Source organism: Nocardioides ginsengisoli (genome assembly GCF_039537225.1).
Taxonomy (GTDB): Bacteria; Actinomycetota; Actinomycetes; order Propionibacteriales; family Nocardioidaceae; genus Nocardioides; species Nocardioides ginsengisoli.
This window is the reverse complement of the sequence record NZ_BAABAC010000003.1, coordinates 89,358-115,729: the sequence shown is the minus strand read 5'-3', so window position 1 is coordinate 115,729 and position 26,372 is coordinate 89,358. Positions and strand designations below refer to the sequence as shown.

Annotated in this window: 21 protein-coding genes; 7 read left to right on the top strand and 14 right to left on the bottom strand. The window is 72.7% G+C overall.

Annotated features, from left to right (window positions below):
- Positions 1-23: 23 nt before the first annotated feature.
- The 3 genes from AB4880_RS00600 to AB4880_RS00590 are packed head-to-tail and all read right to left on the bottom strand — an operon-like array spanning position 24 to position 5,465.
- Positions 24-908, bottom strand: a complete 885-nt coding sequence (locus AB4880_RS00600; RefSeq protein ID WP_367917251.1) for an arylamine N-acetyltransferase family protein — start codon at positions 906-908, stop codon at positions 24-26.
- A gap of 7 nt (positions 909-915) precedes the next feature.
- Entirely contained in the window at positions 916-4,407 is a 3,492-nt protein-coding gene (locus AB4880_RS00595; RefSeq protein ID WP_367917250.1) for an indolepyruvate ferredoxin oxidoreductase family protein, read from the bottom strand.
- Positions 4,404-5,465, bottom strand: a complete 1,062-nt coding sequence (locus tag AB4880_RS00590) for a Glu/Leu/Phe/Val dehydrogenase dimerization domain-containing protein (protein WP_367917249.1) — start codon at positions 5,463-5,465, stop codon at positions 4,404-4,406. The genes AB4880_RS00595 and AB4880_RS00590 overlap by 4 nt, the downstream gene beginning before the upstream one ends.
- Positions 5,466-5,596: 131 nt before the next feature.
- On the opposite strand from AB4880_RS00590, the gene AB4880_RS00585 reads away from it, so the two are divergent.
- Positions 5,597-6,049, top strand: a complete 453-nt coding sequence (locus AB4880_RS00585; protein WP_367917248.1) for an Lrp/AsnC family transcriptional regulator — start codon at positions 5,597-5,599, stop codon at positions 6,047-6,049.
- A gap of 5 nt (positions 6,050-6,054) precedes the next feature.
- On the opposite strand, the gene AB4880_RS00580 is transcribed toward AB4880_RS00585, so the two are convergent.
- Positions 6,055-7,281 carry a cysteine desulfurase-like protein gene (locus tag AB4880_RS00580; protein ID WP_367917247.1) on the bottom strand — a complete coding sequence of 409 codons (1,227 nt, stop codon included), beginning with the start codon at positions 7,279-7,281 and terminating at the stop codon, positions 6,055-6,057.
- 119 nt (positions 7,282-7,400) lie between these two features.
- Here AB4880_RS00580 and AB4880_RS00575 point away from each other — a divergent pair, with 119 nt between their 5' ends.
- Genes AB4880_RS00575 through AB4880_RS00565 form a run of 3 tightly spaced genes read left to right on the top strand, consistent with a single transcriptional unit; the run spans position 7,401 to position 11,101 of the window.
- Entirely contained in the window at positions 7,401-8,504 is a 1,104-nt protein-coding gene (locus AB4880_RS00575; protein WP_367917246.1) for an S-methyl thiohydantoin desulfurase family protein, read from the top strand.
- A 3-nt stretch (positions 8,505-8,507) separates the two neighbouring features.
- Positions 8,508-10,052 carry a hydantoinase/oxoprolinase family protein gene (locus AB4880_RS00570; protein ID WP_367917245.1) on the top strand — a complete coding sequence of 515 codons (1,545 nt, stop codon included), beginning with the start codon at positions 8,508-8,510 and terminating at the stop codon, positions 10,050-10,052.
- A 29-nt stretch (positions 10,053-10,081) separates the two neighbouring features.
- On the top strand, positions 10,082-11,101 hold the full coding sequence (locus tag AB4880_RS00565) for an acetamidase/formamidase family protein (protein WP_367917244.1): 1,020 nt from the start codon (positions 10,082-10,084) through the stop codon (positions 11,099-11,101).
- Between the two features lie 152 nt (positions 11,102-11,253).
- Here AB4880_RS00565 and AB4880_RS00560 read toward each other — a convergent pair whose 3' ends face one another.
- From AB4880_RS00560 to AB4880_RS00515, 10 genes are all read right to left on the bottom strand, one after another.
- Positions 11,254-12,507, bottom strand: coding sequence for an HNH endonuclease signature motif containing protein (locus AB4880_RS00560; RefSeq protein WP_367917243.1), 1,254 nt, complete (start codon positions 12,505-12,507; stop codon positions 11,254-11,256).
- Between the two features lie 161 nt (positions 12,508-12,668).
- On the bottom strand, positions 12,669-14,012 hold the full coding sequence (locus AB4880_RS00555) for a dipeptidase (RefSeq protein WP_367917242.1): 1,344 nt from the start codon (positions 14,010-14,012) through the stop codon (positions 12,669-12,671).
- A complete protein-coding gene (locus tag AB4880_RS00550; protein ID WP_367917241.1) occupies positions 14,009-15,064 on the bottom strand; it encodes a threonine aldolase family protein in 1,056 nt (351 codons plus the stop codon). Before AB4880_RS00550 ends, AB4880_RS00555 begins: the two co-directional genes overlap by 4 nt.
- Positions 15,061-15,801 carry an HpcH/HpaI aldolase family protein gene (locus AB4880_RS00545; protein WP_367917240.1) on the bottom strand — a complete coding sequence of 247 codons (741 nt, stop codon included), beginning with the start codon at positions 15,799-15,801 and terminating at the stop codon, positions 15,061-15,063. Before AB4880_RS00545 ends, AB4880_RS00550 begins: the two co-directional genes overlap by 4 nt.
- On the bottom strand, positions 15,798-16,517 hold the full coding sequence (locus AB4880_RS00540) for an aspartate/glutamate racemase family protein (RefSeq protein ID WP_367917239.1): 720 nt from the start codon (positions 16,515-16,517) through the stop codon (positions 15,798-15,800). Before AB4880_RS00540 ends, AB4880_RS00545 begins: the two co-directional genes overlap by 4 nt.
- 110 nt (positions 16,518-16,627) lie before the next feature.
- The gene (locus tag AB4880_RS00535) at positions 16,628-18,142 is read right to left on the bottom strand and encodes a helix-turn-helix domain-containing protein (protein ID WP_367917238.1); all 1,515 of its coding nucleotides are present in this window, start codon (positions 18,140-18,142) and stop codon (positions 16,628-16,630) included.
- Positions 18,139-19,206 carry an S-methyl thiohydantoin desulfurase domain-containing protein gene (locus AB4880_RS00530; RefSeq protein ID WP_367917237.1) on the bottom strand — a complete coding sequence of 356 codons (1,068 nt, stop codon included), beginning with the start codon at positions 19,204-19,206 and terminating at the stop codon, positions 18,139-18,141. Before AB4880_RS00530 ends, AB4880_RS00535 begins: the two co-directional genes overlap by 4 nt.
- A gap of 26 nt (positions 19,207-19,232) precedes the next feature.
- On the bottom strand, positions 19,233-20,297 hold the full coding sequence (locus tag AB4880_RS00525) for an S-methyl thiohydantoin desulfurase family protein (RefSeq protein WP_367917236.1): 1,065 nt from the start codon (positions 20,295-20,297) through the stop codon (positions 19,233-19,235).
- Complete coding sequence (locus tag AB4880_RS00520; protein ID WP_367917235.1) at positions 20,290-21,861, bottom strand: hydantoinase/oxoprolinase N-terminal domain-containing protein; 1,572 nt, start codon at positions 21,859-21,861, stop codon at positions 20,290-20,292. The genes AB4880_RS00525 and AB4880_RS00520 overlap by 8 nt, the downstream gene beginning before the upstream one ends.
- Positions 21,858-22,577: an aspartate/glutamate racemase family protein gene (locus tag AB4880_RS00515; RefSeq protein WP_367917234.1), complete on the bottom strand. Its 720-nt coding sequence runs from the start codon at positions 22,575-22,577 to the stop codon at positions 21,858-21,860. The genes AB4880_RS00520 and AB4880_RS00515 overlap by 4 nt, the downstream gene beginning before the upstream one ends.
- Before the next feature lie 206 nt (positions 22,578-22,783).
- Between AB4880_RS00515 and AB4880_RS00510 the strand changes: the two genes are divergently transcribed.
- From AB4880_RS00510 to AB4880_RS00500, 3 genes are read left to right on the top strand one after another with little or no spacing between them, the layout of a single operon-like run.
- Positions 22,784-23,836: a sugar ABC transporter substrate-binding protein gene (locus AB4880_RS00510; RefSeq protein WP_367917233.1), complete on the top strand. Its 1,053-nt coding sequence runs from the start codon at positions 22,784-22,786 to the stop codon at positions 23,834-23,836.
- A gap of 5 nt (positions 23,837-23,841) precedes the next feature.
- A complete protein-coding gene (locus AB4880_RS00505; RefSeq protein ID WP_367917232.1) occupies positions 23,842-25,380 on the top strand; it encodes an ATP-binding cassette domain-containing protein in 1,539 nt (512 codons plus the stop codon).
- The gene (locus tag AB4880_RS00500; RefSeq protein ID WP_367917231.1) at positions 25,377-26,366 is read left to right on the top strand and encodes an ABC transporter permease; all 990 of its coding nucleotides are present in this window, start codon (positions 25,377-25,379) and stop codon (positions 26,364-26,366) included. The genes AB4880_RS00505 and AB4880_RS00500 overlap by 4 nt, the downstream gene beginning before the upstream one ends.
- Positions 26,367-26,372 lie beyond the last annotated feature (6 nt).

The window sequence follows — 26,372 nt, the reverse complement described above, 5'->3', positions numbered from 1 at the left end:
TGAATCCGGGTAACAGACGGAGCCTACGTGGTGGCCTGCGCCGCCTCCCAACGGCGGTGCGCCGCCAGGACGCCGTCCCACAGGCGGTCGCGGGCCTCGGACGCCATCGCGTCGAGGCGCAGGTCGAAGACGTCGGCGAGCAGCCCGAACCACGCGCCGCGGTCGGTCACGGGCTCGTCGACGCGGTCGTCGTCGCCGATCCGGCTCAGCACCAGACCGCGGACGACGTCGACGCCGGTGGCGTCGCGCTTCTCGGCCATCGCCACCTGGACGAAGCCCGACTCGGGCGCCGTCGACAGCCATCGGTGCTTGGCCTCGAAGTCGGAGGGGCGCGCGTCGGCGGTCGACCAGGTCATCCCGCGGAAGCCGCCCCGGGGGTCGTGGGTCAGGTGCCACGTCGTCGGGTCGCCGTCCTGCTCGAGGGAGAGGGCGAACGGCGGCTGCGGGTGCGGGCCGGCGCGCAGGGGGAGTGGGCCGTGGAGCGCGTCGCCGAGGCCGGCGTCGACGTACCAGGTGCCAGTGGGGTTGTCGTCGTTCGGCAGGCCGTCGACGGTCAGCACCAGGTGGTTGCCCATCGCGGCGGGGTCGGGGCCGTCGGCGCCGTGGACGCCGCCGACGTGGCCACGGACGGCATAGCCGAGCGAGGTGAGCAGCAGGCCGAGCGCGCCGTTGAGGTGATAGCAGTAGCCGCCGCGGCTCTGCAGCGCGATCCGGGCAGCCGCCGTGCCGGCATCGATATCCCACGCCTCGCCTGCGTGGATCCAGATCGTCTCGTAGGGCACCCGCTCGGCGTGCCGTCGTACGAGGTGGTGGAGGGCCGCGACCGATGGCGGCTCGGCCGCCACACCGAGCCGAGCCAGGTAGGCCTCACGGACCTCCTGGCTCAGCTCGGGCAGCGACGCGAACATGCTCACATCATGGCAGGACCGGCGCGTCCGCCCCGAGCTCGGCGAGCGCGGTGACGTAGCGCTCGACGTTGCCGAGCTTGACGCCCTCGTAGCCGCGGACCAGGTCGGGCAGGTCGGCGATCCGCACCGCACGGTCGAGGCTCTCGGCGGTGAGGTCGCGGGCCAGCTCGGTGACCAGCGTGCGGTAGTGGTCGCGCAGCGCGCGCTCGACCTTGCGCAGGTGCGCGCGGCCGAACGGGTCGGCGGCCGTGCCGCGCAGGAACTTCATCCGCGCGAGCGTGCGCAGGGAGCCGTGCGAGCGCGGGCCGAAGGCGATCTTCTTCTTGCGACCCAGGGCGCGCAGCGCCGGCGGGTGCAGCTGGAAGGCGACCGTGGCGTCCGGGTAGGCCTCGCCGGTCTCGGCGAGGAACGCCGGGTCGGTGAGCAGTCGGGCGACCTCGTACTCGTCCTTGTAGGCGGTGAGCTTGAAGAGGTTGCGCGCGACCGCCGCGGCGAGCCGGGTGTCGCTCGACACGGCCTGCTCGGCCTTCGCGACCCGGGCGACCAGCTCGACGTAGGAGTCGGCGAGCTTCTCGTCCTGGTAGTCGACCAGGTCGGCGGCGCGCTGCTCGACGAGCCGCAGCACCTCGCCCTCGAGACCGGACGCGGCGACGGACGCCGGGACGTGCCGCTCGCGCGGCGTCACGGTGCGCTCGTTGGCGGCCCGGAAGGCGGCCGGGTCGGCGACCGCGACGCGGCCCCAGCGGAAGGCGGCGACATTGGCGGCGACGGCGGTGCCGTTGATGGCGATCGCCTCCTCGATCGCGGCGGCCGGGAGCCGCAGCGCGCCGGTCTGGTACGCCGCGCCCACCAGCAGGAAGTTGGCGGCGACGGTGTTGCCGAAGATCCGGTCGGCGGCCTCGAGCGCGTCGAAGTCGAAGAGCGCGGCGCTCGCCGTACGGACCCGGGCGAGGAGGTCGGCCTCGTCGGGGTGCTGCACGCTCGGGTCCTCGACCATCGCGCCCGTCGGGGTGCGGCTGGTGGAGAGGACGGTCCGGGTGAACTCCGGGTTGCCGTAGGTGAGGTTGCGGTCCTCGGCGAGGGTGAGCAGGTCGAAGCCGAGGAAGCAGTCGGCCGAGCCCGGGGTGAGCCGGTTGGCCGGCTCGATGTCGCCGTCGGCGAAGCGCAGGTGGCCGGTGACCGGGCCCGCCTTCTGGCTCATGCCGGTCTGGTCGAGCGACTCCACGGCGTACCCGGCCCGGAGCGCGGCGGTCGCGAGCACCTGGTTGACGGTCACGATGCCGGTGCCGCCGATGCCGACCATGAAGACGTTCTGCGTGGTGCCGACCCGCTGTTCGGCGTCGCTCGCGGCGACCTCCGGCGGCGTCGGGTACGACGTCTTGCGGCGCGCCTTGACCTTGCGGCGCTTGCGCGGCGCGGTCTCCACGGTCACGAACGACGGGCAGTCGCCGTCGAGGCAGCTGTAGTCGGTGTTGCACGACGTCTGCTCGATGCGGGTCTTGCGGCCGTACTCGGTCTCGACCGGCTGCACCGAGAGGCAGTTGCTCTTGGCGCCGCAGTCGCCGCAGCCCTCGCACACCGCCTCGTTGATGACGACCCGCTTGGTGCGGTTGGGCAGGGCGCCGCGCTTGCGCTGCCGGCGGGCGTCGGCGGCGCAGTGCTGGTCGTAGATCAGCACGGTGACGCCGGGGATGTCGCGCAGCATGCGCTGCGCCTCGTCGAGCCGGTCGCGGTCCCAGAGCAGGGTGCCGGGAGCGAGGTCGCGGCGCTTGTGGCGGCCGGGCTCGTCGGCGCAGACGATGATCTTCTTGACGCCCTCGGTGTGCAGCTTGTGGGTGAGCCGCGGCACTGACAGGGCGCCCTCGGCGTCCTGGGCGCCGGTCATCGCGACGACGTCGTTGTAGAGCACCTTGTAGGTGATGTTGACGCCGGCGGCGATGCACGCCTGGACGGCCATCTGACCGGAGTGGAAGAAGGTGCCGTCGCCGACGTTCTGGAAGACGTGCGGGGCGTCGGTGAACCAGGCCTGGCCGATCCACTGCGCGCCCTCGCCGCCCATCTGGGTGACGCCGGTGACGGCGCTCTCCTCGCGGTCGGACGAGGTGACCATGACGTGGCAGCCGATGCCGCCGCCGCCCATCGAGCCCTCGGGCAGCACGGTCGAGCGGTTGTGCGGGCAGCCGCTGCAGAAGTACGCCGACCGGCTGGCCGACAGCATCGGCAGGGGAGTGCGCTTGGCGGCGGGCACCTTGAGCTCGACGACGCCCTGCAGCAGGTGCCGCATCGGCGCGAGCAGGCGGCCCGAGGTGAGCTCGCCGTCGGCGGGGATCAGGGTGAGGCCGGTGACGTCCTTCTTGCCCACGATCTGCGGGGTGTCGGCGGTGCCGTAGAGGACGTCGCGGATCTGGGCCTCGATGAACGAGGTCTTGTCCTCGACGACGACGACCTTGTCGAGACCCTCGGCGAAGCGGCGGACCGTGGCGCCGTCGACCGGCGACATCATGCCGAGCCGCAGCACGCGGATGCCGGCGGCGTGCAGCGCGTCGTCGGTGATGCCGAGGTCGGTCATCGCCTGGCGCATCGAGTCGTAGCAGCTGCCGGACGCGACGAAGCCGATGCCGGCCTGCGCGGGCGCGACCTCGACGACGTCGAGGCCGTTGGCGCTCGCGTAGGCGCGGACCAGCTCGGTGCGCGGGCCGACCATGTCGGCCTCGGCGCGGATGATCGCGTCGGGCTTCACGACCATCGGCCGCTGCGCATAGGTGTAGGGCTTGCCGTCCCACTCGATGCTCGCGGCCACCGGGTCGACCGCCACGTCGGCGGCGTCGACGACCCACGCGCCATCGGCGACGTCGGCGACGATCTTGAGCGCCACCACGCAGCCCGTCGTCCTGGACATCTCGATGCCGTGCAGACCGAGCGAGACGATCTCCGCGGCGTTGCGGGGGAACAGGACCGGGATGCCGAGCGCGGCCAGCGACCGCTCGCTGACGGCCGGGACGGTCGAGGACTTCGACGCCGGGTCGTCGCCGACCAGGAGCAGGACGCCGCCGCGCGGGTTGACGCCGTACATGGTGGCGTGGCGGAGAGCGTCGGTGGCGCGGTCGAGGCCGGGGCCCTTGCCGTACCAGAATCCCGTGACGCCGTCATGGGTCCGCCGGCCGAGCGGCAGGTCGATCTGGCTGCCCCACACCGCGGTGGCCGCGAGCTCCTCGTTGACGCCGGGGACGAACCGGATGTCGTTCTCGTCGAGGACGTCCAACATGTCGCCGAGCATCTTGTCGAGGCCGCCGAGCGGGCTGCCCTGGTAGCCGGAGACGAAGGACGCCGTGTGCAGGCCGCGGCGGCGGTCGAGGGCACGGTGCTCGACGAGCAGCCGCGCGATCGCCTGGACGCCGGTCAGCAGCACCGGCGGGGCCGACGGCTTGAACCGGTCCGCCAGGTCGTACGGCGTCGCCGGGGTCGCCGGCTCGGTCGGACGGTTCAGCAGCTCGGTCATGCGCGGTCTCCCTCGGTCTCCTCGACGGTCGTCGGGGTGCCGGCGGCGAGTCGCTCGGCGACGATGTCCGAGGCGACCTCGATCGGCAGGCGGCCGGTGGCGGCGGAGCGGGTGAGGATCTGGCGGACGGTCTCGCCGATCGCGGCGACGTTCTCGCGGACCTGGTCCGCGCTGCGGTCGAACGGCTCGCCGCCGACCTGGATCAGGCCGCCCGCGTTGGCGACGTAGTCGGGCACCCAGGTGATGCCGCGCTCGTGGAGCAGCGGGCCGACGGTGGCGTCGAGGAGCTGGTTGTTGGCGGCGCCGCAGACGATCTCGGCGCGGATGGTCGGCACCGAGGCGGGCGTCAGCGTGGCGCCCAGGGCGCACGGCGCGTAGACGTCGACGGGGGCGTCGATCACCGACGGGCGGACGTCGACCTCGGGGTGGTCGGCCAGGAGCCGGGTGATCGAGACGCCCGACGGGTCGGCGACGGACACCGTGGCGCCGGCCTCGAGGAGCAGCGCGACCAGGTTGGCGCCGACCTTGCCGACGCCCTCGATGCCGACGGTGCGGCCCTGGAGGCCGGTCGCGCCCCAGCGCAGCTCGGCGGCGGTCCGCATCGAGCAGAACACGCCATACGCGGTGGAGAAGCCGCTGTCGCCGGAGCCGCCGTTGCTGCCGACGACGTACTTGGTCTGGGTGGCGACGACGTCGAGGTCCTCGGCCGTGGTGCCCACGTCGGCGGCGGTGAAGTAGCGGCCGTTGAGCGCGTCGACGAAGCGGCCGTAGGCGGCCAGCAGCTCGGGGGTCTTCGCGGTGGCCGGGTCGCCGATGATCACGGCCTTGCCGCCGCCGAGGGGGAGACCGGCCGCCGCGGCCTTGTGGGTCATGCCCTCGGAGAGGCGCAGGACGTCGGTGAGCGCCTCGGCCTCGGAGGCGTAGGGGTAGAAGCGGGTACCGCCGAGGGCCGGGCCGAGCCGGGTGTCGTGCAGCGCGATGATCGCGTGCAGACCGGTCTCCTCGTCATGGCAGGTCACGACCTGCTCGTGCGTGGTGGGCGAGGCGGTGATCGTCATGCGCAGGAGCCTGCTGGCTGGTGGGCCCGGTCACAACACTGATCGTCGAGTTACGCGAAGATCCGCAAACTCCTTGGTTGTTTGGCTCCTTGTCGCGCAACAAACGAACTGGCTGGCTTAGGATCTGTTGCGTGAGTGAATCGGCTGCCACCGTCGACCGGACGGACCGCGAGATCCTCGAGCTGCTACGCGAGAACGCGCGCCGTCCGCTGCGCGAGATCGCCCACGCCGTGGGCCTCACCGTGGCGCCCGTGCAGCGCCGGATCGCGCGCCTGGAGAAGCTGGGCGTCATCGAGCGGTACACGGTGCAGATCAACCACGGCCGGATAGCCAACGGCATCGAGGCGGTCACCGAGCTGCAGTTCGCCGACGACCTCGATCTGGCGCAGATCATGGAGTACGTCGCCGGCATCCCCGAGGTCGACGAGGTGCTCACCCTGGCCGGCGACCCGGACGCGCTGCTGCGGATCCGGGTCGACGGCGTCGAGGACCTGCGTCGGGTGGTGAGCCAGCTGCGCGCGGGCGGTCAGATCTCCAGCACCAAGACGCTCGTGGTCCTGGAGCACTGGACCCGTCTCGGCTGAGACCGCTACCGCGTGAGGCAGTCGCGGATGCCGGCCAGGAGCCGGTCGACGTCGCTGTCGTCGACGTACGGCGCGAGGCCGATGCGCAGCGCGCCGTAGTCGGGAAGGCCGAGGTGGCGGGCCGCCTCGTAGGCGTAGAAGGTGCCGGCCGGCGCGTTGACGCCGCGCTCGGCGAGGAAGGCCTGGATCGCGCGCGGGTCGTGACCGGCGACGGTGACCAGCAGGGTCGGCGTCCGACGCTCGGCGCGGGAGTGGATGGTGACACCGGGGAGGCTGAGCAGCTCGCGCTCGATGCGGCTGCGCAGCCGCTCCTCGTGGGCCTCCAGGGCGGTCATCGTGGCGACCAGCCGCTCACGGCGGCTCCGCTGCGCGGCGTCGGGGCAGGCGAGCGAGGCGAGGAAGTCGACCGCGGCCGTGGTGCCGGCGAGCAGCTCGTAGGGCAGCGTGCCGAGCTCGAAGCGCTCGGGGACGTGGTTGGGCGACGGCAACAACTTGTCGGGGCGGAGCTCCTCGAGCAGTTCCGGCCGGCCCCAGATCACGCCGCAGTGCGGCCCCAGGAACTTGTACGGCGAGCACGCCAGGTAGTCGGCCCCGAGCGCCGCCACGTCGACCACCGCGTGCGCGGCGTAGTGGACGGCGTCGACGTACAGCCGGGCGCCGGCATCGTGGACGAGCGCGCTGATGGCGGGCAGGTCGGGCATGGTGCCGATCAGGTTCGACGCGGCAGTGACGGCGACCAGCCGGGTCGCGGGCGAGAGGTTGCGCGCGATCTCGGCCGGGTCGAGCTCGCCGGTCTCGCGGTCGAAATCGGCGAACCGGACGGTCGCGCCGACGCCCTCGGCCGCCAGCACCCAGCTGCGGACGTTGGAGTCGTGGTCGAGGCGGGTGACGACGACCTCGTCGCCGGGCCCCCACTGCTTCGCCATGGTCCGCGCAAAGTCCATGGTCAGCGCGGTCATGCTGCGACCGAAGACGATGCCCGACGGATCGGCCCCGAGCAGGTCGCCCATCGCGGCCCGCGCCCCGACGACCGCGGCGTCGGCATTGCGCTCGGCCTCGGTCAGCGCGCCGCGGTTGGACAGCGGCCCGGTGAGGGTGTCGTAGATCGCCTGCGCGACGACGTCCGGCGTCTGGGTGCCGCCGGGGCCGTCGAAGTGCGCCGTGCCGCTGCGCAGCGAGGGGAAGCGCGCGCGGATGGCCGCCAGGTCGAGCACGGGGGTGTCGTCGTTCATCGCGTGAAGGCTCCTTGCCGCCGGGGGAGTCGGCCATGTGCAGACTGCTCAGCCGCCGCCTCCCGAGTGTGCCATCGGACCAGAACGTCGCGGTCGGGGGCTGGCTAGCGTCGCCGGGCATGCGGCGCAGATTGAGTGAGCGGGACATCGAGGCGATCGCGGAGGGCTCCGCGATCCTTGGCACCGGGGGCGGCGGCGATCCCTATCTGGGCTCGCGCTTCGCCTGCCGGGCGATCCGGGAGCACGGCGAGCCGGAGCTGGTCTCCGTCGACGAGCTGCCGGACGACGCGCTCGCGGTCGCGGCGGCCGTCGTCGGCAGCCCGGTGCCCATGATGGAGAAGCTCAGCCTGGGCGAGGAGCTCGGCCGCGCGTTCGACGGCATGCAGGAGGCGATGGGCCGCCCGATCACCGCGATGATGTCGCCGGAGATCGGCGGCGTGAACACCGTCGTCTCGATCGCGCTCGCCGCCGAGCGCGGCCTGCCGGTCGTGGACGCTGACTCGATGGGCCGTGCCTTCCCCGAGGTGCAGCTGGTCACCCAGACCATCCACGGGATCGGCGTCAGCCCGATGTCGATGGCCGACGAGCACGGCAATGTCGTGATCATGAAGGCGGTCGACAACTTCTGGACCGAGCGGCTGGCCCGGTCGACCGTCATCCAGTTCGGCGCGATCGCACCGGCATTGGCGTTCCCGCTGACCAAGGAGCAGATCGAGCTCGCCTCGGTGCACGGCTCGGTGTCCCTGGCGCGCGACATCGGCGAGATCCTGCTCGAGCGCTCCGGCGAGGACGCGCTGCGGGCGGTGCTCGACCGGACCGGCGGCGTCGAGCTCTTCGCCGGCAAGATCAGCGGCGTCGACCGGCACGTCACCGGTGGCTGGGCGGTCGGCGAGGTGCACATCGAGGGCGCGGACGCCTTCGCCGGCGCGACCATGCGGGTCACCTTCCAGAACGAGAACCTGATGGCCTACGTCGGCGACGAGCCGATGGCCTGCGTGCCCGACCTGCTCACCATCGTCGAGCAGGACAGCTGCCGCGGGATCACCACCGAGCGGCTCCGCTTCGGCTCCCGCGTCTCGGTGCTCGCGATGCCCTGCGACGAGCAGTGGCTGAGCCCGCGGGGACTGGAGATCGCCGGCCCGCGGCACTTCGGCTACGACGTGGACTACCGACCGTTCGAGGGTCGGCGTCCGTCGCCGGCGCTCTTGGCTGCGAGGGGCTGACCCATGCGCATCGGCATCGACATCGGCGGCACCAACACCGACGCCGTCCTGATGGACGGCGACCGGGTGGTCGCCTCCCACAAGTCGCCCACCACCGCCTCGGTCGGCGAGGGCGTGGAGCGCGCGATCCGCGAGGTGCTCGACATCGCCGGCGTCGACGGCGAAGTCGTACGGCGGGTCGTGCTCGGCACCACCCACTTCACCAACGCCGTCGTCCAGCGCCGCGGACTCGACCGTGTCTGCGCGATCCGCCTCGGCGCCCCGGCCTCGCGCGCCTTCCCGCCGTTCTCGATCTGGCCCGACGACCTCGCCGACGCCACCCGCGGCTCGGTCGCCCTGCTGCCCGGCGGCGTCAACTTCGACGGCTCGCCGATCACCGCCCTCGACGAGGCCGCGCTGCGGACCGCCGCCGACCGCGCCGTCGCCGACGGACTCACCTCGATCGCGCTCACGTCGGTCTTCGCGCCGTTGAGCAGCGACAACGAGACCCTCGCCCGCGACGTCATGGCGGCGCAGCAGCCGACGCTGAGCTTCAGCCTGTCCAGCGACATCGGCAACCTCGGCGTCCTCGAGCGCGAGAACGCCACCATCCTCAACGCCTGCCTGGCCTCCACCGCCGTCGAGGTGATGAAGTCGATCGAGTCGGCGCTCACCCGGGTCGGCGTCGACTGTCCGTTCTACCTGAGCCAGAACGACGGCACCCTCATGTCCGCCGACTTCGCCGCGCGCTTCCCGGTGCGGACCTTCGCCTCCGGACCCACCAACAGCATCCGCGGCGCGGGCTTCCTCGCCGGCGTCGAGGACGCGCTCGTCGTCGACATCGGCGGCACCACCACCGACGTCGGCGCGCTCCGCCGCGGCTTCCCGCGCGAGTCGGCCAACACCACCGAGCTCGCGGGCCTGCGGACCAACTTCCGGATGCCCGACCTGGTCTCCATCGGCGTCGGCGGCGGCTCGATCGTCTCGCTCGACGCCTCGCCGATCGCGATCGGCCCGCGCTCGGTGGCCCGCGAGCTCCGGACCCGCGCCCGCGTCTTCGGCGGCGACACCCTCACGGTCACCGACCTCGCGGTCGCCGCCGGCCGGCTCTCCGTCGGCACGCCGTCGCTCGTTGCCGCGCTCGACCCCGAGCTCGTCGCCCGCGCCACGAGCCGGATCCAGGAGCTCGTCGAGCGTGCTGTCGACGCCATGCGCCTCGCCGCGGACGCCGTCCCCGTCGTCCTGGTCGGCGGCGGCGCGCCCCTCGTCGGACCGGACGCCTTCGCGGGCCAGACCGTGCTGCGTCCCGACCATGCCGACGTCGCCAACGCGGTCGGCAGCGCGATCGCCTATGCCGGCGGCGAGTCCGACCGGATCTACGACCTGGACGGCCTCTCCCGCGAAGAGGCCGTCCAGCTCGCCGAGGACGAGGCTCGCCGCCAGTGCGTCCACGCGGGCGCCGAGGCCGGAACCGTTGAGATCGTGGAGGTGGATGCGCTTCCGTTGACCTACCTGCCCGGGCAGTCGGTGCGGATCCGGGTCAAGGCCGCCGGGCCGCCGGCTGCGTGACAGAGGTGAGCGGAACGAGAGGAGTGAGCATGGCTGAGTTCGAGGTGCTGACCGTGGGCGCCGGGGAGGCGCCGTACGCCTGGACGTTCGGTGGCGCCGCTCCCATCGCGCGGATCGCGCCGGGCACGGTGCTCGAAGTCTACACGGAGGACTGCTTCGATGGCCGCGTCCGCGGCGTCGACGACCTGGTCTCCCAGGTGTGCGAGTTCCCGTTCCTCAACCCGCAGACCGGGCCGTTCTACGTCGAGGGCGCCGAGCCCGGCGACACCCTCGCCGTCCACTTCGTGTCGATCGAGCCCGCCCGGGACTGGGCGGCCTCGACCACCGTGCCGCTCTTCGGCGCCCTCACCTCGACGCACACCACCGCGACGCTCCAGCCGCCCCTGCCGGAGATGGTCTGGATGTGGAAGCTCGACCGCGAGCGCCGTACCTGCACCTTCCAGGCACGCCAGAGCGACCTCACCGTCGACCTTCCGCTGGACCCCATGCACGGCACCGTCGGCGTCGCCCCCGCGAACCTCGAGGTCCGCTCCGCCCTCGTCCCGGACGCCCACGGCGGCAATCTGGACACGCCGGAGATGCGTGCCGGCGTCACCTGCTACCTCGGCGTCAACGTCGAGGGCGCGCTGTTCAGCCTCGGCGACGGACACGCGCGCCAAGGCGAGGGCGAGACCTGCGGTGTCGCTGTCGAATGCGCGATGAACACGGTCGTCATCGTCGACCTGATCAAGGGCGTCCCCACGCCCTGGCCGCGGATGGAGTCCGACACCCACCTCATGTCCGCCGGCTCCGCCCGCCCGCTCGAGGACGCCTTCCGGATCGCCCAGCTCGACCTGCTCAGCTGGGTGGTCGCCGACCACGGCCTGTCCGAGCTGGACGCCTATCAGCTGCTCACCCAGGCGGTGGAGTCACCGCTCGCCAACGTCTGCGACACGAACTACACCTCGGTCGCGAAGATCCGGAAGGCGTGGCTGCCTCCCGGGCGGACGTCCGACGTGCATGCGGGATTGCGGGCGCGGGCTACTGCCTTTGGGGCGGGTGTCCGGTAGGTCCGGGTTGTCGCGGTGCCGGCTTTCGTTATCGATTGCGTGGTTGCGCGCCGCGGTGGTCGAGGTGATTTGTTGTGGTCGCCTGTCGACCGGCCGTTGCTGCCGGTACACCCTTGTCGTGCGGGGTGTGAGTGGGTGCTCTGTTCAGCGGCTCATGTTCGGAGGGGGTGGGTGCCTCGGTGGTCGACCTGCCAGAGGAAGCCGTGGGGGCTGGTCCAGGTGTAGGTGCCGGGCTTGGTGACCTTGTAGCGCCAACGTGAGTGGGTCTTGGCGCGGTGGTGCCGGCGGCAGAGGGGGACCAGGTTGCAGGGGCAGGTGGGTCCGCCCTTGCGGTGGGGTTTCGCGTGGTCGAGGTCGCAGGTCTTTGCCTTGCGGCCACAGCGCGGGAAGCGGCAGGTGTGATCGCGCAGCTCGACACTCACACGGTGGCGATCGGGGATCTCGTAGGAGTCGACCGGGATGTGGTCGGCCAGATCGACCACCGGCCGCACCACGACCGTGGTCGCGGTGCCGAGCCACTCACGGACCTGCTCGGTGGAGATGGGGCGGTCGTTCCAGCGGGCGACGGGGTTGTCGCCGGTCAGGGTGGTGTCGGTGATGTGGACGTTGATCGTCGCTCGTCGAGCCGGGGCGCCGTCGAGGTCGAGTGCGAGGTCGGCCCGCGCCAACTCGCCCAGGGCCTGAGACCTGCGGACGTCGAGCGACGCTTCACCGCCGAGGGCGCCCAGGCTGCCCAGGGTCCCGAGGAGGGCGGCGCGGCGGACGATGGCGTCGTGGAGGTCGCGGGCGTCGGCGGCGTCGAGGAGTCCGGAGATATGCGCCAGGCCCTGGGCGTTGGGTTCGTCGATGTCCAAGTACCGCTCATCGGCCACGGCCGCACGTTCCGCCTCGGCCCGTACGGGGTCGAACCGGACGATCGCTTCGGTGATGAGGCGTTCGAGCTGGGCCCACCCGACGCCGGAGGCGTTGAACAGGTTGCGGTCCACGAACGCAGCGGCCTCGGCTGAGAGCGGCCCGACCAGCTTGGCGATCCGTACGGCGCGCCACGGCGCCAACCGCCCCGCCATGACCGCGGCCCAGACGTTGGGCAGGCGCCAGGCGCAACCCAGCACCTTCCCGACGTAGGCGCGGCCGCCGGCGGGTGAGCGGCCCAGGACCGCGATCAGCTCCATGAGCGCGAACTCCGACACCAACGGCGCCCCGTCACCGGCGATCGGGAGACCGGTGTCGACGAACCCGTCGCCGGTCGTCGCCGGACTCTCCGCGGCCTCGACCACGTTGGCTTCAGCCCAGGCCGCGATCGTCGCCCACTCCCGGATCAGCGACGCCTCACGGCCCTCGATCTCCGCGCGCAGCGAGGCCAGCATCGTGCTGATGCCGGTGTCGGGTGCGGGCGCTTGAGCCATGCCGCCATCCCAACACCGCCCTCCGACTCTGCCAATCTCAAAGCGTCAGCCTGTGCACAAAGCACCGGAAAAATAGGGGTTGTGGACAGTCCGTGGCTATCGGACCGGCCTTTCCCGGCGGCGTTCGAGGTTCGCCGCCTTCGCTGTCGGGCCCCGACCACTCAACCCTGATCACCCGACCGCCCCAACCTCTCGAGCAGCAGCGCCTCGGCCACGCACGCATTGCGGAAGTCCCCGAGGTGAAGGCTCTCGTTCGGGCCGTGCGCGCGGGTGTCCGGGTCCTCGACGCCGGTGACGAGCACGGCCGCGTCAGGGAACGCGTCCGTGAACAGCTTGATCAACGGCAGCGTCCCGCCCACGCCGATCTCGACCGGCTCGACGCCGTCCCAGGCCGTGCGGAGGGCGTCCAGCGCCGCGTCCCGTACGGCGGGCGGCGGGTCCAGCCGGACCGGGTGCGCCAGCGGCCCCGGGGTGACGCTCACGTGGGCGCCGTGCGGGGCGTGGGCGTGCAGGTGCTCGGTGAGGGCGGCGAGAGCGCGGTCCGGGTCGTCGCCGGGGGCGATCCGCATCGAGAGCTTGGCGCGGGCGGAGGCGCTCAGCATGTTCGCGGCGCCGTCGACGCGTTGGCTGTCGATGGCGGTGACGGTGATGCAGGGCTGCAGCCAGAGGCGGTCGGTGATGGAGCCTGTGCCCGTGAGCCGTACGCCGTCGAGCAGGCCCGCGTCCTTGCGGAACCGCGCCTCGTCGTACTCCACCTCGCTGCCGCGTCCGCGCGCCAGCCCGGCCACCGCGACCGAGCCGTCGGCGTCGTGGAGGGTGGCGAGGGTCGCGACGAGGGTGGTGAGGGCGTCGGGGAGCGGGCCGCCCCAGGCGCCGGAGTGCAGCGGGTGCTCGAGGGTGCGGACCTCGACGACGGCGTCGACGAGCCCGCGCAGCACCACGGTCAGGGACGGCGTCCCGACAGCCCAGTTGACCGAGTCCGCGACGACGATGACGTCGGCGGCGAGGTCGTCGCGGTAGCGGTCGAGCAGGTCCGGGAGGCTGGGGGAGCCGATCTCCTCCTCGCCGTCGACGAGCACGGTCACGCCGACCGGGAGGTCGTCGCCGTGCGCGAGCAGGGCGGCCAGGTGCACGGCCAGACCGGCCTTGTCGTCCGCGGCGCCGCGTCCGTAGAGCCGTCCCTCGCGCGCGCTCGGCTCGAACGGGTCCGACGCCCAGTCGGTCACCTCGCCGGCCGGCTGCACGTCGTGGTGCGCGTACAGCAGCACGGTCGGGGCGCCCGGAGGCGCGGGGCGGTGCGCGATCACCGACGGCAGGCCGCCGGCGTAGACGACGCGGGCGGACAGGCCGAGCTCGGTGAGGAGGTCGGCGGAGGCCCGGGCACTGCGGGCGACGTCGTCGGCATGCTCGGGGAGGCTGCTGACCGACGGGATCCGGACCAGCTCCTCCAGGTGTCCCAGGACGACGGGCAGCGCCCGGTCGATCCGCTCGGGGATGCTGCTCATGCGGGGACTCCTTCGTGGCTGGCGGCCCTGACGAGCGCGTCGACGTCCTCGGCCGTGGTGTCGAACGACGTCATCAGCCGGACCTCGCCGGTCGCGGCGTTCCAGGTGCTGAACGACCAGTGCCGGCGCAGCCGGTCCGCGACCCCGTCTGGGAGGACCGCGAACACGACATTCGCCTGCACCGGATGGGTGATCGTCACCCCGGGCAGCGCGGACAGGCCGGCGTGGAGGCGGTCGGCCATCGCGTTGGCGTGGGCGGCGTTGCGCAGCCACAGTCCGTCCTCGATCAGCGCGAGCAGCTGTGCCGAGATGAAGCGGGTCTTGGACGGCAGCTGTGTGCTCGCCTTCTTCAGGTAGGGCAGACCGGCCACGGCCGTCGGGTCGAGGACGATCACGCAGTCGCCGAACATGCCGCCGTTCTTGGTCGCCCCGAACGACAGCACGTCGACGCCCGCGTCGGTCGTCAGCTCCCGCAGCGAGACGCCCAGACGCGCCGCCGCATTGGCGATGCGTGCGCCGTCGACGTGGACCCGGAAGCCCGATCGGTGCGCGGCATCGGTGAGCGCGCGCAACTCGTCGGGTGAGTAGCAGGTGCCGAGCTCGGTGCTCTGGCTCAGTGACAGCACTCCCGCCTGCGCGTGATGGCGGTTGGCTCGATCGGCCGCGATGGCGGGGAGCGCGTCGGGTGAGACCAGTCCGTGCGGCGACGGCACCGTGATCAGCTTGAAGCCGTGGTGCTCGGGCGCCGCGCACTCGTCGGTGTGCAGGTGCGCCGACTCGGCGCAGACGATCGCCTCCCACCGCTGGGCCATCGCCTGCAGCGCGATGATGTTCGCGCCGGTGCCGTTGAAGACCGGGTAGACCGATGCGTCCGGCCCGAACTCCCGCCGTACGACGTCGCGCAGCCGCTCGGTGTAGACGTCCGCGCCATAGCTGGGCTGATGCCCCAGGTTGGCCGTCGCGAGGGCGGCGAGCACATCTGGGTGCACGCCGGCGAAGTTGTCGGACCCGAAGTCGCGGCGGTCCGGGTCGTGCAGCCGCGGGATGGTCATCGGCCCACCAGGACAGGTGATTCGGCGAAGAGAGCGTCCAGACCGACCTGCAGTACGGCGGCGTCGGTCGCGACGCCGAGCAGGTCGACCGGCGGCAGTGCGGCGGTCAGCTCGCGGTTGCCGGAGAAGACGCCGAAGGCGCGGTTCCAGCGGCGCGCCGCGGCAGCCACGTCGGCGATCGCGGAGAGCATCAGGCCGGTGGAGACCGAGGGCTCGCTCAGGGCGAGGGAGAGGTCGTAGGGGCCGACGAAGATCCCGTCGACGCCGTCCACTTCGGCGATCTCGTCGGCGGCCGCGAGACCGGCGGCGGTCTCGACCATCGCCAGGAGCAGGGGGCGCTCGCCGGTCGGGGCGAGGGCGGCGCGGCACAGTCCCGTGCTGCGCCGCCCCAGCGGGGGGAGCGAGGCCGCGGCGACCAGCTGGGAGGCCTGTGCCGCGGACTCGACGCCCGGGACGATGACGCCGGCCACGCCGGTGTCGATCATCCGGGCCAGGTGCGCCGGGTCGTGGGAGGAGAGGCGCACCAGGACGGGGATGTCGGTCGCGCGCAGCAGCGGGGCGACGTCCTGGGGCTCGATGTCGCCGTGCTGCAGGTCGACGCCGAGCCAGTCGATCCGGCCGGCCGCGGCGGACGCGGCGACCACCTCGAGCCCGAACGGTCCGAGGAAGCTGAGCCAGAGGCCCCGCAGGCAGCCCGTCCCGGAGCGCGCCCGGAGCCGGGCTGCCAGGGAGCTCACGCCTTGCGGTCCTTCGCGGGCGGCGGCATGTACGTCGTCCGGCTGGGCGTCACGCCGAGGCGCACGCACGACTCGAGCCATGCGATCGCGGCACCAGTCGGGTCGACGACGGGGACCTTGTGGCCCGCGGCGGCGAGCCGATCGCGCAGCTCGGCGGCGACGCCGAGCATGCCGGTGCAGCCGAGCACGATGACGTCGGCCTCGCCCTTGGCGACGGCGTCCGAGGCCTGCTCGAAGAGCCGCTCGATGAGGACGTCGTGGTCCTCGAGGCCGAGCACGGGGAGGTCGACGACGCGGATCGTGCCGACCCGGCGCTCGATCGTGTAGCGGCGGGCGAGGGAGTGGAGCATCGGCAGCACGTTCGGCAGAACGGTGATGATGCCGACCTTCTCGCCGAGGCTGAGGGCGGTGAGCATCGCCGGCTCGAAGCCGCCGACCACGGGCGCGTCGATGATCTCGCGGGCCGCGTGGACGCCGGGGTCGCCGAAGCACGTGATGAAGACGCCGTCGACGCCGTCGGTCGCGGCCTCCTCGATGCGCTGGAGGATGCCGGGGGCCGAGAGCGCCTCGTCGTACTCCGACTCGATGCTGGCCGTCCCGCGCTCCAGCGAGATGACGTCGACCTTGGTGTCGGGCGCGGCCCACGCGAGGACCTCGCTGCGGACGTGCTCGATGAGCGTCTCGCCGATGACCGGAAGAACCACTCGGATGTGCATGCCGTCTCCTTCGGTTGGTTACCTCGGAGGTTAGGTGGGACGCGTCACACCCGGAATGTGCATCCTGCCGCCGCCCGCAGGGGGCACTGTGCAGGACGCCCCCGGACGTCTCAGACGTCGAGCGCGCGGCACGCGACCTGCAGCGCGAGCCGCTGGCTCGGGTCGTCGAGGTCGACGCCGAGCCGGTCGCGGATCTGCTGGATCCGCGTGGTGACCGTGTTGCGGTGGACGCCCAGCGCCTGAGCCGTCAGTACGGCGGAACCGCCGCTCTCCAGGTAGGCGTGCAGCGTGCTGAGCAGGTGGCTGTGCGAGGGGTCGCGCAGCGGCGAGAGCGCGGTCTCGGCGAAGGCACGGGTGACGTCGGAGCGCTGCCAGGTCGCCAGCAGCCGCGCCACGCCGAGCTCGTCGGAGTGCTCGACGGCGGGCCGGAAGTCGTGGCTGCGCGCCAGGTCCGCGGCGTCACGGGCTTCGCTGAGCGACTCGGCCAGGCCGTTGGGGCCCCGGTGGGGGCGGCCGATGCCGGCGGTGAGGCTCCAGTCGCGGGGCAGCGCCGCCGCCACCAGCCGTACGGCGCGCATCAGCCGGCGCGCGTCGTCCGGGGCGGGCTCGTCGTCGGTGGTGATCCACATCGCCCAGCCCGGGCCGCGGCGGGCCGCGGCGACCAGCTCGATGCCGTGCCCGGCCAGGGCGGTCGTGATCTGGTCGATCATCCGCTCGCGGTCGACGTGGTCGCCTGCCTCCGACAGCACGTGGATGCCGACGTGCCAGCCGGGCAGCCGCCAGCCGAGCGACACCGCGCCCTCGACGACGTCCCGGCTGACGGAGTCGCGGCCGGCGATGATCTCGGAGATCAGCTGGGCGCGGAAGACCGAGTCGCGGTCGGCCTGCGCGCGCTGCCCCGACAGCCAGGAGCGGATGAACGGCTCAGTCATCGCCAGCCCCACCGCGAGGACGTCGAGCCGCGCGTCGGCCGCCCGCTCGAACGGGCAGGCCAGCCAGGCGGCCAGCCGGTTGACCTGCGGGTCGAGCACGGGGTGCACCAGCAGGTGCTCGCCATGCTGGGCCACCGCCTGGTCGAGGTGCAGCCGCGGGTCGAGGTCGACCGGGTCGCCGAGGATGCACGCGCCGTCGGAGGTCATCAGCGAGACCTTGGCCGACAGCACCGACGCGGCCGTGGCGAGGATGTCCTGGCCGGTGCGCTTGGTGCTGAGCTGGCGCAGCAGCCGCTCGATGGTGCGGGCACGGACCTGCTCGGGGGCGCGCACCAGCGCGGTCAGCTCGAGCGCGATCTGCCCCGGCGAGCCGCTCTCCACCCACAGCACCGGGATCTCGAGCCGGTCGGCGAGCCGCACCGTCGACAGCAGGGGCCGCGCGGTCGCGGCCACGACGAGCAGCGCGGCGGCGCCGGCCTCCTGGGCGCGGCGCACCACCGCCTCCAGCCGGTACGGCGGGCTGGCGTGGGCGTCCCCGCACACGACCAGGTGGTCGGTGACGTCGGCGAAGGCGCCGTCGTACCAGAGCACGTCGGTGACCCGCCGCTCCAGGCCGGCCGCACCGGCGACGATCCGGGCGCCGTCGAGGACGGGGTCGTGCAGCAGGTCCGCGACGCGCGGCGCACTGGTCATCGGACGGTCTCCTCGAGGTCCAGGTCCAGGCCGAACGCCCGGGGGCCGACGACGGCGTCGGCCTCCGGCGGCCAGGCGTGCAGGGCGCGCAGCGTGACGAGGGCGAGCAGCTGGCCGGGCCGCACCTGGCCGACGCTGAGCACGCCGCCGCTCGTCGGGTCGAGCGCGACGATGACGTCGGGCGTGCACGCACGGGTGACGCCGTCGACGGTGACCGCGAGGAACTCCTCCAGCAGGTCGATCCGCGCGGCCGAGCCGGCCACCCGGTCGGTCACGGTGATGCTGCCGGGCAGCGCTCCGTCGCGCGGGCGGATCTCGTCGACCCGCCCCTCGAACAGGAAGGTCCCGCCCAGGTGCTCGGCCAGCGCGGCGACCTGCGTCCGCGGGAACTCGCCGTAGGCGGCGCCGAGCGCGACGCAGGCCGAGAGACTGCCGACGACGCCGGCCTCCGCGAGGAAGGCGGCCGTCGTCGGGTAGAGGGCCAGCGCGCCGGCACCGCCCATCGCGCCGGCCGTGCTGAGCAGCACCCGCTCGGCCAACGCGGCCGAGCTCTTCGTGACCAGGACCGTGTCGCCGGCCGGCCCGACGACACCCATCGGGGCGGCGCTCCCGCCGGCCAGCGCCATCGTGGTCTTGTTGATGCTGGGGAAGGCGCGGCCCATCAGGTCGCCGTCGACGACGGGCAGGCCGAGCTCGCCGGCCGCCACCACGCCGGCGAGGCCGTTGAGGCCGCCGATCTCGATGATGCCGACCGCGTCGACCCGGCCGCCGACGCGTTCGGCCACGGCGTGCGCGGCGGTGGCCATGTCGCGCGGGTCGATCAGGCGCTCGGCGAGGACGTCGGGGCCGCCGACCACGCCCACATGGACGACGAGGGCGTCGGGCGGCAGGTCCGCCGCCCGCCGTACGACGACCGGGCGGCGTCGTACGGCCTGGCGGAGCAGCTGATAGGCCAGCGCGACATTGCCGCCGCCCCCGGACCCGAGCAGGTTCGCGCCCGCGGTGAGCGCGTCGACGTGCTCCTCGGCGATGAGGCCGAGCGGGGGGGCGTCGACGTGACTCACAGGTGCGATGATCGCAGAGCGCGGGCTCAGACCGGCACGTACTCGTGGTCGTAGCCGAAGTACGCCGGGCCGGTCAGCGCGAGCCCCTCCGGGCTCCGCCAGCGCGGGTCGCACGGCGCCACCACGACGCTGACGCGCAGGCCGTAGCGCAGCATCTCGGTGGTGACCGGCTCGCCGGTGTCGGTGTCGAGCACGCAGATCAGGTCGGGGACGCTGGCCAGCACCTGCCCGTCGCGGATCGCGACCAGGTTCTCGTTCTGGATCGAGATGTCGAGCTGGGCGCCGAGGTCGTCGCCGAGCCCGTCGAGCCGGACCTCGCCGCGGGCGAAGCCGCCCTCGGTGCCGCGTCGTACGTCGACCAGCTTGCCCTGGAAGATCCGCCGCCCGCCGAGCACCTCGGCCGTCGCGGCGACGGGGTCGCGGTGTGCGGCGGCGGCCTCGCGGATGGCGACGCCGATCCGCTGGGTCAGCGAGATGGTGCCGTGGACCATGAACTCCTTGGTCTGCCTGCCGGTCAGCACGTAGAGGCTGATCGCCGAGCTGCAGCCCATCTCGATGGTGGCGGTGCGGGCGAACCGCTCGGCCCAGGCGTTGTCGAGCGTGTTCATGCTGATCGCGTTGCCGCGCTCGTCGGCCAGCGCCATCGGCGTCGCGCTGATCCCGCCGAGGGTGGGCATCAGCATCTGCAGCTCGGGGAACGCCCGGCCCATGCCGTCGGCGTCGACCATCGGCAGGCCGAGCTCGGCGGCGGTCGCGAACGGGATCACCGAATTGAGGCCGCCGGCCTCGATCGAGATGGTGTGCGTCGCCTTCTTGCCGATGAGCGTCTCCAGCGCGCGCAGCGCGGTGACCAGCTCCTTGCCCGACGGCAGCTTCTCCAGCATCACCGTGGGCGCGCCCATCACCGCGGTCGGGATGACGACCGCGTCGTCGGGCAGGTCCATCGGGTCGACGAGCGGCACCGGTCCGTGCCGGCGGATCGCCTGCTGCGCCAGGAGGCGCCCGATGTAGGGGTCGCCGCCTCCGCCGGTGCCCAGGACCGCGGCGCCGCGGGCGATGTCGGGCAGGTCCTCGACGGTGATCTCACGCATGGTGGTCTCCTCCCAGAGAGAGCTCGCCGACCGCCTTGACCCGGATCCGGGTGGCGTTGCCGGGCAGATAGGCCAGCGGCACTTCCTCGATGTCGACGACGCGCACCGAGCCGGGGCGCGCGCCCGCGGCGGTGGCCCGGTCGACGGCCTCCTGCCGCGCCTCGTCGAGGACGGCGTCGCGCTGGCCGGGGCTGACCGAGAACACCCGGTCGACCTCGCCGCCGACCTCCGCGATGGCGGCGCCGATCGCGTTCGCCACCGCGTAGTTCTCGGGGCGCATCACGCTCGAGGCGCTGATCAGCTCGTCGGGCACCAGAATGCTGCCGCCGCCGACCGCCACGACGGGCACGGGGTCGGCGGAGATCCGCATCCGGTCGACGATCTCGCCCATCCGTTCGCCGATGCTGGCGAGCGCGGACCGCACCAGGCCCGGGTCGAGGTGGGCGACCAGCGACGGGTCGCCGACGTCCGCGATGCCGGCGGCGACGGCGAGATCGGTGGCGGTCAGCGTGTCTCCGCCGAAGACCAGCGCCTTCTCGGTCAGCCGGTAGCCGACGCTCTGCGGGCCGACGCGGGGCGCGCCCGCGTCGCCGTCGACGATGCTGCCGCCGCCGATGCCGACCGAGAGGACGTCGGGCATGCGGAAGTTGGTCTGCACGTCGGCGACCGCGACGTCGGCCGACGCCTCGCGCGGGAAGCCGCTCTGGAGGATGCCCACGTCGGTGGTCGTGCCGCCCACGTCGATGACGGCGCAGTCGAGCTGCTGCGAGAGGAAGGCCGCGCCGCGCATCGAGTTGGTGGGGCCGGACGCGAAGGTCGCGACCGGGTAGCGGCGGGCGTAGTCGACGTCCATCAGGGTGCCGTCGTTCTGGCTCAGGAAGACCGGCGCGGAGATGCCGGCGGCGAGCACGCTCTGGCTCAGGCCGGTGGTGACATTGTCGGCGAGGTCGCGCAGCGCGGCGTTGATGACCGTCGCGTTCTCGCGGCCGAGCAGGCCCATCCGGCCGATGTCGTGGGAGAGCGAGATCGGCGCGCCGGGGGAGACCTCGGCGATGATCTCGGCCGCCCGCAGCTCGAACTCCGCGTTGACGGGGGAGAAGACCGACGAGATCGCGAACGACCGGGCGCCTGCCTCGAGCGCCTTGTCGACGACGTCGCGCAGCTCCTGCTCGTCGAAGGCGGAGATCTCGGTGCCGTCGTACTCGTGGCCTCCGTGGCACAGATAGCTGTGCCCGCCGATCGCCGTCCGCAGCCGTTCGGGCCAGTCGACGAGCGGCGGCAGCGCGCTCGTGGCCGGCAGGCCGAAGCGGATCGCCGCGGTCTGGGTGAGCCGGGTGCCCTCGACGAGGGCGTTGATGAAGTGCGTGGTGCCGATCATCACCGCGGAGACCTGCGCCGGGTCGAAGCCCGAGGCGGCCTTCAGGTCGGCGATGGCGGCGACGATGCCGCTCGTCACGTCGGACGTCGTCGACGACTTCGTGGCGGCGACGACGCGCTGGCCGTCGATCAGGACGGCGTCGGTGTTGGTGCCTCCGACGTCGATGCCGAGTCGCAGCATGCTCATGCGATGCGCTCCTTCGCGGGCGGGGTGAGATAGGTGGTCCGGCTCGCCGTCAGGCGCATCCGCACCTGGGACTCCAGCCACAGCACGGCGGCCGCGGTCGGGTCGACGACCGGTACGACGAGCCCGTCGGCCGCGAGCCGCTCCTGGACGGCGGCGGCGACGCCGAGCATCCCGGTGCAGCCGAGCACCAGCACGTCGGCCTCGCCGGCGCACACCGCCGACGCGGCCTGCTCGACGAGCCGGTCGACGAGGTCGTCACCGTGGCTGAGGCCGAGCACCGGCAGGTCGATGACGCGGATGGTGCCGAGCCGCTCGCCGATCGCGTAGCGGCGGGCCAGGCTGCGCAGCATCGGCAGCACGTTCGGCAGCACCTGGAGGATCCCGATCCGCTCGCCGAGGGTGAGCGCGGTCAGCATCGCCGGCTCGAAGCCGCCGACGACGGGGAGGTCGGTGATCTCCCGCGCGGCCTGGATCGCCGGGTCGGCGCCGCAGCTGACGAAGATCGCGTCGACGCCGTCGGCGTTCGCCTCCTCGACCCGCTGCAGGATGCCGGGGCCGGCGAGCGCCTCGTCGTACTCGCTCTCGATGCTGGCGGGGCCATGGTCGAGGGAGACCACGTCGACCTCGGTGCCGGGCGACACCCAGGCGCTGACCTCCGACCGGATCTGCTCGATGAAGGTGTCGCCGATGATCGGCAGGATCACGCGCAGGTGCATGGGCTGGCTCCTCGGGTCCGTCGTTCCTTGCCGAGGACGCTAGAGGCTCGCCCCCGGCGTCGCTCCGGGCGGCGCGCCCAGTCCAGGGGTGGTTCCTGTGCGATCCGCCCAGTGACCCGGGACACGTATGGCGGTTCGATCCCTGTCACGGCACCTCGGGGGAGCTGACCCACCCGAACTCCTCGGACAACACCTGGAGACAGCACATGAAGCGATTCCTCACCGCACCCCTCCTCGCCGGTGTCACGGCGCTCGCTCTGGCGGCGTGTGGCACCGGTTCGACGGGAGACGCGGGATCGGGCGACAAGCCGCTCGCCGCGGCCAAGGTCGACACGACCGGCGCGCTCGCCGGCAAGAAGATCCTGTACGTCGACGGCGTACCGGGCAATGCGCTCCTCGACGGCCTGGCCCAGGGCCTCGCCTCGGAGCTCAACAAGCAGGGCGCGACCATGGCCCGCGTCTTCCAGCTCAACGCGCAGAACCAGATCGACCTCGCGACCGGCAACCAGCGCATCAACGAGGGCATCGCGGAGGGCGTCGACGCGATCGTCACCTTCCCGCTCGACGCCAACGCGATCCGCCCCGGCGTGGAGGCCGCCAACAAGGCCGGCATCCCGATCTTCACCTTCCAGGACCTCGGCGGCCTCGACGTCACCGGCAAGCTGAAGTTCCCCGACGAGCAGCGCGGCGCGGACACCGGCAAGGCGCTCGCCGAGCTCGCCGGCGGCAAGGGCGAGGCGACGGTGCTCTCCGGCATCCCGACCGACAACATCGAGGCCGCCGTCCGCGGCGCGGTCAAGGGCCTGGAGGCGGGCGGCATGAAGCTCGTCGGCGACCCGAACAACCAGCGCAACCTCAAGGACGACGCTCCCGAGGCGCAGCGCGTGGCGCAGACGATCTTCCAGAAGTTCCCCGACCTGCGCGCGCTCGTCGTCTACAACTCGGCGTCCGCCACCGGCGCGATCGCCGCGGCCCGCCAGGCCGGCGTCTCCGACAAGGTCGTCATCGGCACCATGGCCGGCGAGGACACCAACATCGCCCAGGTCAAGCAGGGCCAGCTCGCGCTCTCCTACGACTTCAACGGCCTCGACTACGGCAAGGCCATGGCCGACCTGGTCAAGCGCGCCCTGACCGGCGAGAAGCTGCACAACGAGATCGTCGACGCGCCCCTCGGCCAGGTCTACACCAAGACCAATGTCGCCGACTACAAGCCGTGGACCGAGCGCCAGACCTACATCAAGATCCCGTCGGGCTTCTGATTCCGATGAGCGCGCTCCAGGATCAGTCCGGGTCGACCGCCGGCGTCGTCGTCTCCGGTGTCACCAAGCTGTACGGCGCGACCAAGGCGCTCGCGGGCGTCGACGTCGCCTTCCGCCGGGGCGTGGTGACGGCGGTCGTCGGCGCCAACGGCTCCGGCAAGACCACCCTGCTCCGCGTCGTGTCGGGGCTCCTCGACCCGTCCTCAGGACAGGTCGAGGGGCCCTCGGGCCGGCCGGTCACCGGTCTCACGTCGGCGCAGGACGCCGGGATCGTGCTGGTGCCGCAGGAGCCGACCCTCGCCGGGCACCTGACCGTCTGGCAGAACGTCAGCCTCGGCCGGCCCGAGGCCGCGAGCGGCCCGTTCCTGCGGGACCGAGCGGCGCGGCGCTTCGCCGCCGAGCACCTGGAGGGGCTGCTGCCCGCGTCGGTCCTCGACCAGGTCACCTCCACCCTCAACAAGTCCTCGCGCCAGCTCGTGCAGCTGGCCGCGGCGATGGCCCGCAAGCCGATCGTGCTCATGCTCGACGAGCCGACGGCCGTCCTCGACGAGGACGGCGTGCTGGCGCTGCACGCGCTGATCCGCCGGTTCGTGGGGGAGGGCGGCACCGTCGTCATCGTCTCGCACCGGCTGCGTGATGTGCTCGAGCTCGCCGACGACGTCGTCGTCCTGCGCAACGGGCTGGTCAACCACACCGGCCCGGTCACGCCCCAGACCGAGCACCAGATCGTCCGCCTCCTCTCCGCCGAGGAGCGCGACAACCGGCCGGCGCACCGCCCCGACCGGGGGCACGTCGTCCTCGAGGCGAGCGGGCTGCGCGGCTGGCGCGGGCTGTCCGTCGACCACCTTCAGGTGTACGCCGGCGAGATCCTCGGCATCGCCGGGCAGAGCGGCAGCGGCCGCTCCCGGCTGGCCTCCGTCCTCGCCGGCGCCCACCCCGCCGAGGGACAGGTCGCGGTCGAGGGCAGCACCTTCAAGCTCGGCAGCATCCGGTCGGCCCAGGCCGCCGGTGTCGCCTACATCCCGGAGGATCGCCAGGTCACCGCGATCCTCGGCAACCAGTCGGTGTCGGCGAACCTCCTCGTCGGCCGCGAGGACGGGGTCATCCGGCGTGGTCCGTTCCGCCGCCGCGCCGCCGAGCGTCAGGAGGCGGCCGACCTGATCGACCGCTTCGAGGTCCGCCCGCGCGACCCCGACCGGCACGCGGCGCTGCTCTCCGGCGGCAACCAGCAGAAGCTGGTCGTCGGCCGGGCCCTGTCCCGCAAGGCGAAGGTCATCGTCGCCGACGAGCCGACCCAGGGCGTGGACGCCAGCGCCCGGGGCGCCATCCATGCCGCACTCGCGTCCGCTGCCGCCGAGGGCAGCGCGGTGATCGCCGTGTGCAGCGAGTTCGAGGAGCTGTTCGAGCTCTGCGACCGCGTCGTCGTCGTCCGTGACGGCGCCGTCGTGCTCGACCGCCCCATCGCCCAGGTGAGCCAGGACGAGGTCCTCGCCTCCTCGCTGGGCTCCCACCTGCCCGACTCCGTGGAGGAGAACCCGTCATGACCGTCATCCAGTCCCAGCCCGCGACGTCCGCGGGGCCCGAGCCCGTCGTGGCCAGCGGCCCGTCGACGATGAAGCAGCAGGGTCTCTTCTTCGCGATCGTCCTCGCGATGTTCGTCGTCGCGCTGCCCTTCCTGCCGCAGCTGCGCAGCGGGCCCTACCTGATGGTCCAGCTCGCGACGTACTCCGCCGTGCTGGTCATGGCGCTCGGCCAGACCTTCGTCGTGATCCAGGTCGGCTTCGACCTGTCGACCGGCGCGATGCAGGGCTTCGTCGGCGGCCTGGTCTTCCTCTTCGTCGGCTGGAAGCTCGCCGACGGGCTGGTGATCGTGCTGTCGCTCGGGGCCGCCCTCGCGATCGGCGTCCTGCTGCACGGCCTGCTCATCGCCAAGGGGAAGATGAACTTCTTCATCGTCACCCTGGCCAGCTTCACCATCCTGCCCAGCCTGCTGCGGGTGATCCTCGACGGCTCCAGCAAGCCGGTCTACAGCCCGGCCCTCGACTCGCTCGCCAACGGCTCCATCCTCGGGATCCGGACGCCGGTCATCATCGCCGGCATCGTCTTCGGCCTGATGTGGGTGCTGCTCAACCGCACCGTCTTCGGCCGCAACGTCTACGCCGTCGGCAGCAACCGCGAGGCCGCCCGTCTCGCCGGCGTGAACGTCGACCGGGTCACCATGATCTGCTACGGCATCTGCGCGCTCTGCGCGGGCGTGGCCGGCCTCCTGCTGCTGGGTGCGCTCGGCGCCGCCGACCCGTCCGCCGGTCTCGGCAACGAGTTCTTCGCGCTGACCGCGGTGCTGCTCGGCGGCACCCGCTTCTCCGGCGGCCAGGGCACCCTGCTCGGCACCCTGCTGGGGCTGCTCTTCCTGATCGTCCTCTCCAACATCCTGCTGCTCAGCGGCATGCCGCAGTTCTGGATCGGCGCCGTCCAGGGCGTCGTCCTGCTCATCGCCGTCGGCATCGACCGCGCCCGCCGCGACGCCTGAACCCCC

Excerpts from the sequence above, each read along its gene's own strand:
- AB4880_RS00555 (WP_367917242.1), bottom strand. The coding sequence starts at position 14,012 with ATGAGCAGCATCCCCGAGCGGATCGACCGGGCGCTGCCCGTCGTCCTG.
- AB4880_RS00560 (WP_367917243.1), bottom strand. The coding sequence starts at position 12,507 with ATGGCTCAAGCGCCCGCACCCGACACCGGCATCAGCACGATGCTGGCC.
- AB4880_RS00515 (WP_367917234.1), bottom strand. The coding sequence starts at position 22,577 with ATGCACCTGCGCGTGATCCTGCCGATCATCGGCGACACCTTCATCGAG.
- AB4880_RS00520 (WP_367917235.1), bottom strand. The coding sequence starts at position 21,861 with ATGAGCATGCTGCGACTCGGCATCGACGTCGGAGGCACCAACACCGAC.
- AB4880_RS00575 (WP_367917246.1), top strand. The coding sequence starts at position 7,401 with ATGCGGCGCAGATTGAGTGAGCGGGACATCGAGGCGATCGCGGAGGGC.
- AB4880_RS00550 (WP_367917241.1), bottom strand. The coding sequence starts at position 15,064 with ATGACCATCCCGCGGCTGCACGACCCGGACCGCCGCGACTTCGGGTCC.
- AB4880_RS00600 (WP_367917251.1), bottom strand. The coding sequence starts at position 908 with ATGTTCGCGTCGCTGCCCGAGCTGAGCCAGGAGGTCCGTGAGGCCTAC.
- AB4880_RS00505 (WP_367917232.1), top strand. The coding sequence starts at position 23,842 with ATGAGCGCGCTCCAGGATCAGTCCGGGTCGACCGCCGGCGTCGTCGTC.
- AB4880_RS00565 (WP_367917244.1), top strand. The coding sequence starts at position 10,082 with ATGGCTGAGTTCGAGGTGCTGACCGTGGGCGCCGGGGAGGCGCCGTAC.
- AB4880_RS00525 (WP_367917236.1), bottom strand. The coding sequence starts at position 20,297 with ATGCGTGAGATCACCGTCGAGGACCTGCCCGACATCGCCCGCGGCGCC.
- AB4880_RS00590 (WP_367917249.1), bottom strand. The coding sequence starts at position 5,465 with ATGACGATCACCGCCTCGCCCACCACGCACGAGCAGGTCGTGACCTGC.
- AB4880_RS00595 (WP_367917250.1), bottom strand. The coding sequence starts at position 4,407 with ATGACCGAGCTGCTGAACCGTCCGACCGAGCCGGCGACCCCGGCGACG.
- AB4880_RS00535 (WP_367917238.1), bottom strand. The coding sequence starts at position 18,142 with ATGACCAGTGCGCCGCGCGTCGCGGACCTGCTGCACGACCCCGTCCTC.
- AB4880_RS00510 (WP_367917233.1), top strand. The coding sequence starts at position 22,784 with ATGAAGCGATTCCTCACCGCACCCCTCCTCGCCGGTGTCACGGCGCTC.
- AB4880_RS00500 (WP_367917231.1), top strand. The coding sequence starts at position 25,377 with ATGACCGTCATCCAGTCCCAGCCCGCGACGTCCGCGGGGCCCGAGCCC.
- AB4880_RS00540 (WP_367917239.1), bottom strand. The coding sequence starts at position 16,517 with ATGCACATCCGAGTGGTTCTTCCGGTCATCGGCGAGACGCTCATCGAG.
- AB4880_RS00580 (WP_367917247.1), bottom strand. The coding sequence starts at position 7,281 with ATGAACGACGACACCCCCGTGCTCGACCTGGCGGCCATCCGCGCGCGC.
- AB4880_RS00570 (WP_367917245.1), top strand. The coding sequence starts at position 8,508 with ATGCGCATCGGCATCGACATCGGCGGCACCAACACCGACGCCGTCCTG.